The 12,420-nt window shown below is 68.0% G+C and carries 8 protein-coding genes; 2 read left to right on the forward strand and 6 right to left on the reverse strand.

The features are described from left to right. Window positions 1-63: 63 nt before the first annotated feature. The 6 genes from KA712_16720 to KA712_16745 all read right to left on the reverse strand — a co-directional run bounded on the left by KA712_16720 (window position 64) and on the right by KA712_16745 (window position 9,217). Entirely contained in the window at window positions 64-2,220 is a 2,157-nt protein-coding gene (locus KA712_16720; GenBank protein MCG5054608.1) for a BatA domain-containing protein, read from the reverse strand. A 77-nt stretch (window positions 2,221-2,297) separates the two neighbouring features. Continuing rightward, a complete protein-coding gene (locus KA712_16725; GenBank protein ID MCG5054609.1) occupies window positions 2,298-3,224 on the reverse strand; it encodes a DUF58 domain-containing protein in 927 nt (308 codons plus the stop codon). 39 nt (window positions 3,225-3,263) lie between these two features. Beyond that, window positions 3,264-4,289, reverse strand: a complete 1,026-nt coding sequence (locus KA712_16730) for a MoxR family ATPase (protein MCG5054610.1) — start codon at window positions 4,287-4,289, stop codon at window positions 3,264-3,266. 287 nt (window positions 4,290-4,576) lie between these two features. Then, entirely contained in the window at window positions 4,577-6,220 is a 1,644-nt protein-coding gene (locus KA712_16735) for a hypothetical protein (protein ID MCG5054611.1), read from the reverse strand. Beyond that, window positions 6,217-7,560: a hypothetical protein gene (locus KA712_16740; GenBank protein ID MCG5054612.1), complete on the reverse strand. Its 1,344-nt coding sequence runs from the start codon at window positions 7,558-7,560 to the stop codon at window positions 6,217-6,219. Before KA712_16740 ends, KA712_16735 begins: the two co-directional genes overlap by 4 nt. Before the next feature lie 127 nt (window positions 7,561-7,687). Further along, on the reverse strand, window positions 7,688-9,217 hold the full coding sequence (locus KA712_16745) for a DUF4175 domain-containing protein (GenBank protein ID MCG5054613.1): 1,530 nt from the start codon (window positions 9,215-9,217) through the stop codon (window positions 7,688-7,690). A gap of 211 nt (window positions 9,218-9,428) precedes the next feature. Here KA712_16745 and KA712_16750 point away from each other — a divergent pair, with 211 nt between their 5' ends. Then, window positions 9,429-9,983: a sigma-70 family RNA polymerase sigma factor gene (locus KA712_16750; GenBank protein ID MCG5054614.1), complete on the forward strand. Its 555-nt coding sequence runs from the start codon at window positions 9,429-9,431 to the stop codon at window positions 9,981-9,983. Window positions 9,984-10,057: 74 nt separating this feature from the next. Beyond that, window positions 10,058-12,331 carry a transglycosylase domain-containing protein gene (locus KA712_16755; protein MCG5054615.1) on the forward strand — a complete coding sequence of 758 codons (2,274 nt, stop codon included), beginning with the start codon at window positions 10,058-10,060 and terminating at the stop codon, window positions 12,329-12,331. Window positions 12,332-12,420 lie beyond the last annotated feature (89 nt).

Genomic DNA, 12,420 nt, shown 5'->3' on the forward strand with positions numbered 1-12,420 from the left:
CGTTCTTAGCGCAAGCGTGTTTACGCCGCAACAACGCTGGCGAAACGTCGGCTCGCGAGGACTTCAGGGGCTCGGGGGCGAAAGGTGTGCCGGGCCGCGGCGGCGAAACGTCACGAGTGACTCGGCCGCAAGCAGCAAGATGATCGCCATGGCCAATGCATGCCACAGCGGCACCTTGTGCAGAGGCCGCGCGCCCTCGCTCTCCGCCGCCCCGCCCGTGAGCGGTTTGGGGTCTCGCCGGGTGGGATTCGATTCAGCCGTGTCGAGGTTCACCACGAAGATACGGTTGGGGTCTTCGAGCCGGGCCTCGTCGGCCCCGGTCCCCACACGCACGTGGTAGACGCCCGGCTGCAGGGTTTCGGTGAAGCGCACGCTCCGTCCGCTTGGCTGGTTGCGTCGGTGAGCGACCCACGTGCTGCCGTTCGGCTTTCTCACCTCGAGTGACTCTTCGGCGCCCTGATAGCTGAGCGTCTGGGCTTGCCCCACCAGCAGATCGGCGCCGTTCACCCCTTCGGGTGCGCCGGCCAGACGGCGTGTGGCCTCGATCATGAGGGGCAAAAACCCAGGCCGAATGGCGAGGTCGGCCCACTCCCGGTCGATCGTGGTGGCCAGCAGCATGACCCGTCCGGGAGGACCGCGGCGGCTGCCTGCGGGCACCACGCGCTCGACGAGAGCTGGGGCGCCGCTTTCGAAACGGAGGACCACGTGGCGGTTGTCGTCGGGCACGGGTTCGAGCAGCGTGTATTTGTAGAACCGCGCGGACGCGAGGCCGTCCTCGCCTGTCGTGAATTGCGCCAACAGGGGGTGCCGGCGGTCGAGGGGCGCAAGGCGTTCGGCGGGGCGGTTGTCGACGAGCTCCCCCGCGGGGGCCTGGTCCTGAGTGGCCGCGGTGCGGATGAGGCCCACGGGCTGCGGTAGAAGCCCCCCGAGGCGGCTGTTCCACACGTCGGCGTTGACGTGGGCTCCCGTCGAAAAGAACACACCGCCGCCCTTGCTGACGAAGCTTGCCAAACGTTGCGCCAGGGCCTCCGAAGGCTCGCCCACGTTGGCCACGAAGACCACGCCAAAGTTCGCCAGATCCAGCTCGGCGGCTTCGTCTGGCAGCACACTGGTGACCGAGACGCCCGCGCCCGCGCTTTGCAGCGCGCTTTCCAGGAAAAAGCCCTCGTCCTCGTTGCGCACGGTGCGGGCGTCGCCGTTGATGAACAAAACCCGCAGCGCTTGCAGCATGGCCAAGGAGGCGTAGCGGCGATCGTCGAGCGGGAAGTCGTCTTCCTCGACGCTCACCTCCACCTCGTGCAGTCCCGAAGCCGCTTCCCCGAGCGTGTGCACGAAGCGCTTGCGGACCTGGCCGCCGGCAGGCAATTCGGCCGTGCCCTTGGCCACCACGGTTCCGTCCAGCTTCAGGGTGAGGTTGATGGTCTCTGCGGTTTCGTGCCCCCAGTCGGCCACGGTTGCGGTGATCGCGACGGCGGTGGGGCCCCCTTCGGCCAGGGGTTCGGCCTCGAGGTCCACCACAGCCCGGTTCTTCCAAGATGCGCCCTTGGTCACGTCCAAAACGGCAAGCTCGGGCGCCCCTTCGCCACCGTGCAACGCGCCTTCGCCCCAACCTGCTGCCTGAGCGTCCGTGAGCACGTAAATGCGGCGTTCTTCATGCGAGGCGCTGGTCAGGATGGTGGCCGCGCGCCGGACGGCGCCCGAGAAGTCCGCCACGCGGGCCGTGGGTTTCGCCTGCTCGAGGGCCTCGCTCACGCGCGACTTCTCCATCGTGAGCTCGGCGATGGGGGCGTGATTGCCTTCCGAGGCCAGCACCACGGCCAAAGCGGAGCCCGTGGTCATCTGGCGGGTGATGGCCAGGGCGCGATCCCGAGCCAGCGCGAAGGGCGTGCTGCGGCCCACCCGCCGCTGCATCGACGCCGAGTCGTCGAGGACCAAGACCGCGCTTTGAGGCGCCAGCGCGAGCGCGGGGGCGTCGGTGGCTCGTTCAACGAAGGGACGCGCGAACACGAGCGGCAAGGCGGCGGCGACCCCCGTGCGTAGGATGAGGAGCAAGAGCTCACGCAACCGGTGGCGGGCGCGCACGCGCCGCTCGGCCGCCATCAAGAGCTCCATGGCGGCAAACGGCTGAGGACGCGGCGGTCGACGGCCGAGGCGGTGGATGAGGTAAGGCACCACGGCGGCGACGAGGCCCAGAAGCAAGGAAGGCGCGAGCAGTCCCATGACGTCTTCTTCGCCTCACCGCAACAGGGTGGCCGGGGTGCGCATGCGCTTCATCGCAGGCTCCAGGTGTGCCATTGTCAACCTTTGCGGCGCCGCCCACCGATGAAGGTTCGCAGCACCTGGGCGGGCGCCTCCTGCGTGGTGACCAGGCGGTACTCGATGCCTGCTTGAAGACAAGTTTGTCGCCAGCGTGCACGAAACGCTTCCGACTCGCGGCGAAAGGAGGCGCCGAGCTCGTTGGCGTCCACTACCACGTTGCGCGTGTCGCCGGGCTCCATCGCCAAAAACTGCGTGAGGTCATCGAAAGGCAGATCGATTTCGTCGGGGTCGAGCACGTGGAACAAGACCACGTCATGTCCGCGCAACGCCAGCTGGGCGAGTGCTTCGGCCGCCGGGCCCACGGCTGACTCGCGGGTGCGGGGGGCCGTCTCGCGGGCCTCGGCGTCGAGCAGATCGGAGAACACCACCACCAAGCTACGCCTTTGCGCGAGATCGGCGACACGCTCGAGCGCACTGGCGAGCTGGGTCTCGCCTGCGGGCGTAACGTCCTCGAGCACGCCCAAAAGTTCTCGCACGTGGCCGCCCCGGCTGCTGGGCGGCAGGTAGCGGCGCAGGTGCCCGTCGTACACCATGAGCCCGGCGGGGTCGCCCTGGCGCGCGGTGAGGTAGGCGAGGGCGGCCGCCAGGTACCCTGCGTACGTGAGCTTCGACACGGGGCCCCGGCCGTAGCCCATCGAAGCCGAGGCGTCGAGCACCAGCAGGGTGCGCATCTCCGTCTCGTCTTCGTACTGCTTGACGTAGTAGCGATCCTGGCGCGCGACGACCTTCCAGTCGATGCGGCGGATCTCGTCTCCGGGGCTGTACTCCTTGTGCTCGGCGAACTCGATCGCCGCGCCCAGATTCGGATTGTGGTGAAGCCCTGCGAAGGCGCCCTCCACGATCACCCGGGCCCGCAGCGTCATCGACGACAGCCGCGCCAGTTCACCGGGATCAAGAGCGTTCACGCCCGCCATGGGAACGGGTTCGCTTCGGCCGTGCGTGCCTCATGCAGGCCGCACGACCTCCAGGAGCTGCCTGACCAGCTCGCCCGCCGTCATGCCATCGGCTTGGGCGTGGAAGTTGGGCACGAGCCGGTGAACCAGCACGGGCGTGGCCATCGCCCTCACGTCGTCGACCGAAGCCGCGTAGCGACCGTGAAGCACTGCCCGGGCCTTGGCTGCAAGGACCAAGTTCTGCGACGCCCGAGGCCCCGCGCCCCAAGACACGTAGCGAGACACGAAGGGAGGCGTGCCCTGCGAGCCGGGACGTGTGGCGCGGCTGAGCGCCACCGCGTGGCGCAGGACGTGGTCGGCGACAGGCACCCGCAACACCAGCTCTTGCAGCTCGATGATGTGCGCGGGAGACAGCAGTTTGGGCAGCGGCAACCGGCGCACGCCCGAAAGCTGCCCGGCGATGAGCACCTCCTCCTCTTCGGAGGGGTAACTCACGTCCACCTGGAACATGAACCGGTCGAGCTGGGCTTCGGGAAGGCTGTAGGTGCCCTCCTGCTCGATGGGGTTTTGCGTGGCGAAGACCAAAAACGGATCGGGCAGGTCGTACGTGGTGCCACCGGCCGACACGCGCCGCTCCTGCATCGCTTGCAACAGGGCGGCCTGGGTCTTGGGAGGGGTGCGGTTGATCTCGTCGGCCAAGATCACGTTCGCGAAGACAGGGCCCTTGAGGAAGCGGAACACGCGGCGCCCTGTGGTGCGGTCTTCCTCGAGCACATCGGAACCCGTGATGTCCGAAGGCATCAGATCGGGGGTGAACTGGATGCGGCCGAACGACAGGTCGAGCACCTCGGCCAGGGTCTGGATGAGGAGGGTCTTTGCGAGCCCCGGCACACCCACGAACAGGCAGTGACCCCGTGCGAACAAGGCGATGAGGAGATGATCGATCACGTCCTCTTGGCCCACGATGCGCTTGCCGATCTCCTGGAACAGGCGGCGTCGGCTTTCGGCGAGGTGGCGGGCCGCTTCCACGTCCGTAACGGCCCCGGGGCCGCCCGACGTGGGTGTGGCACGGCGCAGGGGGGGGACGGGCGTCCGTGGGGCGATGGCGGGCACGCCCCCCGGCACGACCGGACGGGCGAGCACGCCCCCTGTGGGGGGCCCTACGGGAGCGGCACCCGGCCCCGGCGGGCTCGTTCCAGGAGAAACTGCCACCGGCGAAGGGCCAATGGCTTTGTCAGCGTCCGACACGGGGTCGAGGATGCCACGCCGGGCTAGGCCCCGCAAAGCCGCGGGGCGCCCTCGCGCGCTTTCTTGCCGAATCCGTCACGACCTTTTGGTCGGTTCGGCTCTGCCGTCGGCTAGGGTCAGGGCGCCGGGCGCTTGGCGCCCATGTCGTTGCAGGCGCTTCCGGCGCGGTCGCGGCGCGCGGTCCACAGCTCGTCGCCGGTGGCCAGCTTGCCGTAGGCCGCAGCGAGGGCACAGTGCAGCTCGGGGTCGAACGGGTTGTTGGCGAGCGAGGCTTCGAGCGCCAGGCGCGCGGCCTCTGCGTCACCCTTTTTCAGCAGGGCCTGTCCAGCGATGAGATGAGGCCAGGGCAGTTCAGGGTAGAGCTTGCGGAGCTCTCCCAGCGCCTCGAGGGCCTTGTCCGGTTCGTTCAACGCGAGGTAGGTGCGGCCAAGCTTCACGGGAAAGAGCCAATGGCCGGGGCCTGCCAGCTTCGCGCCGCGGTCGTATTCCAGGGCCGCCGCGCGCGGCCGGTCGCGCAGCAAAAGCATGTTGCCAAGGCGCAGGTAGCGTTCCGCGCGATCCTTGCCGAGCTCGCCGAGGTCACCGAGCGCTTCGTCCTCGGACGGGGCCCGCTTGGCGGCAAGCGCGGCCTTCGTCCGAAAACTTCGGGTGACCGGGTCGAGATGGGGATAGGTCTTGAAGTTGCGGCTCTTCATGTAGGCCCGCCACCTCTTGTCGAATTTCGCCCAAGGCAACCCCAAGGCGTTGGCCACGGCGTCACGGGCGTCGGTGCCCCGGCCCACCGCCTCCACCGCGTTGCGGACGGCGGGCATGCCGCCTTCGTCGAACAGAAAGGCCACGGCTGTCGCGACCTCCGCAAAGGCCAGCGCGGCGTCTTCCGCGCGTGGCAACTTGGCCATCGACGGATGCATCGCCTCGAAGGTGATGAGTTTGTTGCTGGCCAGGGCCTTCGCCAAGAGGTGCTCGCTGCTGGGAGCCAGCGCCTCGCCGGGTGCGCGGCGCCAGCGGCTTTCGAGGAACTTGGCCAGTCCCTCTTGCAGCCACACGGGCGCCTGGTCGCGGGTGAGCGATGACACCGCGTAGTGCACGAGCTCGTGCGAGAGCGTGTCCATCCAGGGGTACCCGAAGCGCAGGGCGCGCGGGCTCGTCACCATGAGGCGTGCCCACTTGCAAAGTGCGATCGTGCCGGTGCGCTCCACCTCGGCTTCGGAAAGCGGTGACACCGCCGCGAGATCTGCCGCACCCCTGTAGATGTCGACCGTCACCGGATGGACGGGGACGAAACCCAGATCGGTCTCGAGCTGGGCGGCGGCGCTTTCGAGCGTCTCGAGCGCGTAGGCAGCGATCAGCTCGTCCTCGGGGGGAAAGCGCAGGCGGAAGTGCTTCGAGCGCTTCTCCAGGTGCCCGTCCACAGCGTCCCGCGCGGCTTTCGCCAGGGCGTACAGGCCCTCCAGGTTACGGTTTTCGGGGTGTGCCGTTCGGGCAGAGTGTAGCTTGCTCGTGGCGGCGTCGTAGTCGCCTTTGAGGAAGCTTTGATAGCCTTGCAGGTACGACACCTCGGCGGCCCCGGGCAAGGTGGTGGCCAGGGCGGCGAGGGCCTGATCGGCCTCGGCGAACTGCCAGGCATCGTAGAGCGCCTCGATGTGCGCGCCCGCGGCCGAGAGCAGAGGCGGCGCTGGGGGCCCGGGCAGGGTGGATTGCAAGGGCGCGGGCGCCGACGCCCCCCACAGGGCCGCCAAGGTGAGCGCTACCAAGATCATTTCACCAGCTCCTCGTAGTAGCGACGAACGGCGTCACGGAAGGGCTCCGGCCCCTTTTCCTTCATCGCTTCCATCAGCTCTTGGCGCCACGCTTTCGGGGCCTTCGAATCGTCGGCGCCCGGGATGCGGACCGGCTCTTGGCTGCGCGAGCCGCGGGCCATCTTTTCGCCTTTGAGCCCGTCTCGAAGCTGGGCCAACCGGTCCGCCGCGGCTTTTTCGTTCGCTTCCGCCTCCGCGGCGTTGCCCCTTTGCAGATCGCCGAGGGCCTTCTGCATCTGGCCAGCCACGTCCTCGAGTCCCTTCGCGGCGTCAGAGAGACCCGGGGTGCCGCCCCCCTCTTGTGCCTCGGCGGCCAAGGCGCGCGTTCGTTCGGCGATGGCCCTCTGGCGCTCTCCCATTTGTTCGGCGCGTTGTCGCTGTGCGGGCGAGGCCACCTGACCGCCGGCTGGCGTGAGCTGTGCGAGCTCGTTCGTGATCTCTTGCGCTAGCTGCTGGGCCCCGGTCATGCGCTCGGCAAAGCGGGCGATGGTGCCCCCGGGCTGCTCCTTCGCGGCCCGGGCCTGGGCCTGACGGGCCAACGGATTCAGCGCCTGGCTCAGATCGTCCATCTCCTTGTGGGCCTGCACCACGTCCTCCTGCGAGAGCAGTTGTTTGGCGCTCGTGGCTCTCGCCTGGGCCTGGGCCTGGTTCTCGGCGGCTTGCTCGCCGAGCCGCCGGGGCACGGGCTGGCGAAGCTCGCTTCGCAGCCGTTCGAGTTTGTCGTTCAGGGCTTGCATGCGCGCGGCAACTTCCTTGCGCTGCCGATCCTGCATCGCCTGTTGCAGCTCCTTGGCCAACTCGCCCGTATCTGCCGCGAGCTGCCGCTCGTCGCCCTCGAGCTCGGCCATCTTCTTCGTGAGCTCGGCCTGCGCACGGCTTTCCTTCGGGAAGCGATCCCCGGTGAAGTCGTCGGCGTTCTGTGAAAGCATCTGCTTGAGCGACTGGAGCGTATCTCCAAGCTCTGCGAGCGCCTGCGACAGCGACGCGGAGTCGCCCTTGTCGAGCAAGTCCTGCATGGTCTGCGCCTTGCTCATCGCCTCGCTCATGTCCGGCATGTTTTGCCACTCCGTGCCCACCTCGTTGCGGGCCTTGACGGCCTCGATCTTCTGGGCCATCTCCGCCATGCGGCGCTGGAGCGCCTGAATCTCTCGTTGTAGCTGCTCGCTTAGCGCCTCGTCTTTGGTGTTCTGGTAGCGTTCCAGTAGGTCTGCCAGACGCTCGTAGGCCTGCGTGAGCTGCTCGCCGAGCCCCGCCAGGTCTTCGAGCCGCTGGCGTCCGATGAGGTCGTCGAGCACCAACACCACGTCCTCCAGCGTGGCGACGTGGTCGGGGGCGAGCCGCCGCAGGGGACCCAGATCCAGGGACTCTCCGCGGCCTTGGTCGACCTGGGGGCGGAGCTTCTGGAGCGCGGCGCTTTCGTGACGGAGTTCACGGTTGAGCCGGTCGGCGATCTTCGAGAGCGCTTCGAGCAGGCCTTCGCTGGCCCCCCCCCTCGCGGCGCTGCTCGTCGACGAGCCCTGCGAGCAGCGCCACCTGGGCGGTTTCGTCTTCGTGCGCGGTTTGGAAGGCTTGCCATTCTTGCAAAGGACTGCGCGACTTGACCTCTGAGCGGCTGCCGTCCGTCGCCTCCAGCCGATCGGCCAGGACGCCGATGAGGCGCTCGAGCACATAGCGTTGAGATTCGAGGCTCTCGTCGGAGCTCTCGCGGGGGTGTTCGAGCACGAGGAAGAGCGTGCGTGACGAGCCCACCTTCGGGCCCGACACGGTGTCGGTGTCGTGGGCGTCGATCCGGTAGGCGATTTGCACCCCGGGTACCAGAGCCTCGGAGGAGGGGTCCCAGGTGGTCGTGCCCTGGGCCTGCCGGCTGCCGGCGCCGTCTTGGAGCGTGATGCGCTTTTCGGGTCCTCCTCCCACCCGGTAAACGAGTTCCACGAGCCCAAGGCCGTAATCGTCCGTCGCGGCGAAGCCCACTTCGATGGGGCGAGGTGCAGGCAGTTCGAGCCGATCGGCGGGAGCCTTGATGTCCACGGTGGGCGGTTGATCGGCCGCGGCCTCGACCCGGTGGCCGAGCCGCTCGCGCACGGGCCGACCGAGCAGAGGCGCCAGCCAGACACGGTAGCGGTCGGCTTCGGCCACCACGAACGACGCCCGGAGATGTCCATCCACGATCGCGACCTCGAGAGGCCCGCGTTCGCCGTTTTCCCCGAAGAACAACAAGGCCCGACGCGCGTCGCGCAGGGGGCGCATGTCGAGATCGATGCGGGTGCCACGCAACCCCTGGACGTCGCCCGTGGCGCCTTCGACCGTGCGTGGCGGCAGGCCCGTATACGCGGGGTAGTGGTAGGTGAGCACGAGGTCGCCGACCAGGGGCTCGTCCGACACCGCAGCCCCCTCGTAGAGGGTAGGGGTACGGGTGAGCAGACCCAGGCCGTGGAGGAGCCCCTCGGGCGAAAGCCAAATCCCCACCGCCAGAACGAGGGCTGCCCCCGCCGCGAGCCCCATGGCGCGTTGCGCCGGACGAAACGAGACGACCTGCCGGAGGTCGAGGTGCGCCACCGCCCCGGCGACCTGGTCTCGAAAGGCCTTCACGAGCGCTTGGGACGCGGGGGCCTCCCCGGGAGACACCAGCCCCTCGAGCTGCACCGCCGAGAGCAGATCGCTCGCCAAAGGTGGGTGTCGAACCCCCACGAGCCGCGCGATCGCGGTGTCAGATTTCAACCGCCTCCAGGGCCGGAAGACCCCGAAAAACGCCGCCCCCAGTGTGACTGCCAGCAACACCCCTGTGGTGACGGTGGGCCAGTACGCCGCCGGGCCGATGCGGTGAGCGGCCCAGGCCAGGCCCAAGAGCACGAAGACGAGGAGCGCCGCCGCGAGGGCGAAAACGCGCAGCGCTGCAGCAGCGCGGGCGCGCACGCGGGCGCGGGCAAGAAATTCTCCAGTTCCGTCGCGGGTCGGCATGAGCGGCCCGGGAAATATACGCGCCTTTTCGTGACCCGGCCGCCGGGGCTCCCGTCACGGGTCTTACATGGTGCCCCCGTAGGTGCGGGGGACGACCCAAACCTCGGCATGCCGCCTGCAAATCCCCTTCGCCATGATGTCGAATCACACAACTTCGCATAGTGTTTCTAACTGTTCGATTCCTGACAGCAGCCCCGCCGACACGCTGATCGTGCGCGCCCAGAAGGGCGACAACAAGGCGCTCGAACGGCTGCTCTGTGAGGCCCGGCCCCGCGCGCTCGCCGTGGCGATGAAGGTGCTGCGCAACCCGAGCGACGCCGAGGATGCGGTTCAGGACGCCATGACGAAGGTCTGGCGGTATCTGCCGCGCTTCGAGGGGCGTGCTTCGTTTTTTACCTGGATCCACCGCATCGTCATGAACAGCAGCCTGGATCTCTTGCGCCGGGAGAAGGTGCGCAGCGAGGTGCGCGAAGAAAACGAGGACGGGGAACCGATTGCCTCCTACGAACCTTCTCACGAGGAGACGCCGGAAGTACTGCTCGCGACGAAGCAAACGAACCACAAAGTGCGGACGGCGATGAAAGTGCTCTCGCCGGTGCATGCCCAAGCCCTGTCGCTGCGCGAGTTCGAGGAGTACAGCTACGATGAGATCGCCGAGAAAGCCGGCTGTCCCATCGGCACGGTGATGAGCCGCTTGCACCATGCGCGCCGTCGGCTGGCCGAAGAGCTCTGCGGGGACGCGCTGCCTTTGGCCCAGGCCGCCTGAAACACCCTTCGTCATCTTTCGTCGTCGAGGTGCATTGCCTGCCGGGCCGCGCTCGCGCATACAATCACCAGACCGTGAGCGCTTCGCACCGCGCAGAGACCCCGAAGCCGAAGGCGACCCTCCCGTCGCTGGCGAAACAGCACTGGAAGCCCGGCGCCTTGGCGCTGCTCGTGCTTGCCGCCCTGGCCGCCTACCCTGCCGTGGGCGGGATCATCGCGACGCGTGTGCTGGCCGCCAAAGTGAAGGCGCGCCTGGATCTGCCCCTGTCGGTGGCGCGTGCCCGCGCGGGCGTGACCGCCCTGACGTTCCAGGGACTGACCCTGGGCACGGCGCCTGGTCCCACGATCACCGTCGCCAAGGTGGTCGTGCCGCTCGGCGCTCTGTGGGGTCAAGGCACGATCGAGATCGAAGCGCCCGAGCTGAAGGCGCGGTCGCTTGCCGAGCTGCGCGCCTTGAGCCGCAAGCGAAGCGCACCCGTCGAAGCGTTGGGCCCCACCGCTTCCAGGGACACGAAGCTGACCGCGCTCACCGTCCATCGGGGGAGGATCCACATCGGGCGCGACGACTGGACCCGGTTCGCCGCCGAGCGCATCGAAGCCGAGATCATCGCCGGCGCCCAGGCCCGGGTAGAGCTGGCCAACGTGGCGGGGGACCTGTCGGGCCTCGTGCCCGGACTCGGGCGGGGGGCAGGGGGCTTCGGGGCCGAGGCTCTCGAGCTCCGGGTGGCCCTTGCAGGCCTACGCCCCAAGGGCATGCCCTCGGTTTCGATTGAAGACGGCTACCTGCAGGCGCTGCCCACGCTCGGCTTGAGCGGCATCTCGGGTGAGGTGAAGCCCGTGCGCTCCGGGGCGCGCGAGGTCTCGCTGGCTTTTCACGGGAGCTACGGAGGCTCGCGGGAGCGCCTGTGGAACGCGGTTGGCCACGTGGTGGTGGGCCCGTCCCTCGAAAGCTCGTCGGGTCAGCTGGCTTTGCGCGCGGAGCGCTTCACCCTCGACAAGATCGAGGACATTTTGCCGCCGTCGGTGCGCGCCCCGGCCCGCACGAGCGTGGATGGGGCGCTCAAGCTTGCGCTCGATCAGGGGGCGGTTGCCGTGGAAGGCCGCCTCGACATCGCCCACCTCGACATCTTCCACCCGGCGCTGGCGCCGGATCCCGTGGAGGATCTCTCGCTCGCCCTCAAGTTGGAAACGAGGCTCGATACGAAGACCCGAACGCTCGACCTGCAGTTGGTCGAAGGGCAGCTTGCGGACCTCGTGGGACGCCTTGCGGGGCGTATCGAATTGGCTCCCGGTCAGGTCAGTTTTCCCGATGGACACTCGTGGCCCTGGGTGCCCAAGCTGTCCTTCACGCTCGACGTGCCCAAGATCCCCTGTGGGAAATTGCTCGGCAGCTTTCCGAAAGCGCTGGTGCCTCGGCTTCAAGGGTTTTCTCTGCAGGGTTCGTTCGAGGCGCATCTGTCCACTCACGTCGACTATGCAGACCTCGAGACGGTTGCGCTTGATGGCAGCGTGGGCATCGGGGGCTGCCGCGTGGCGGAGGTGCCGCCCGAGGTGGCCGATCTGACCGACCCCGACATGCCCATCACTCAGGTGGTCACCGTGCCGCCCGCGTGGGATGAAAAGGGCGATGAGCCCCAGGAGCTCATGTTCGTGGTGGGGGCGGACAGTGGTGATTTCGTTCCTTACCAGGAGGTGTCTCCGCATCTCGTCAGCGCGTTTCTCACCACCGAAGATGCCTCGTTTTTCAAGCACCAGGGCTTCGCGACCCGCGAGTTTCGGACGGCGCTGAAGCGCAATCTTGCGAATGGGCGCTTTCGGCAGGGCGCCTCCTCCATCACCATGCAGATGGTGAAAAACCTGTTGCTGAGCCAGGAAAAGACGCTGTCGCGGAAGCTCCAGGAGCTCTTTCTGGTCTGGCACCTCGAGCAGGTTCTCAGCAAAGAGCGCATCCTCGAGCTTTATCTGAACGCGATCGAATTTGGGCCCAGGCTCTTCGGCATCGGGCCAGCGGCCCGACACTATTTCGGGAAATCGGCAGCCGAGCTCACCCCCCTCGAGGCGGCTTACTTCTCGTCGATCTTGCCAAGCCCGAAGCGCCGGTATGTGCACTACTGTCGGGGCGCACTGTCGGCATCTGCAGACCGCCACGTCCGCCGCATTTTGCACCGGATGCACGAGCGGGGGAGAATCAGCAACGAAGAGCTCGAGGCGTTCGCCGTGGCGCCGCTCGTCTTCGACACGAGCGCGAGGGCCATGACCGAGCGACAGTGTCTCGATTGGGTCACGCGCATCACGGCCGACCCGAAGCGGGGCGCCGAGGCCCTGGACGACCTCGACGCCGCCGAGTAGCCCCGGCGCCGCGCCGTGGGGCCCGTCGAGATTTTCGGCCTCCGTTGCAGGGCTGCTAGACTGCGCGAAAAATGGCAAAAGACGAGTTC

It is taken from the genome of Myxococcales bacterium (assembly GCA_022184915.1).
Classification (GTDB): Bacteria; Myxococcota_A; Polyangia; order Fen-1088; family Fen-1088; genus JAGTJU01.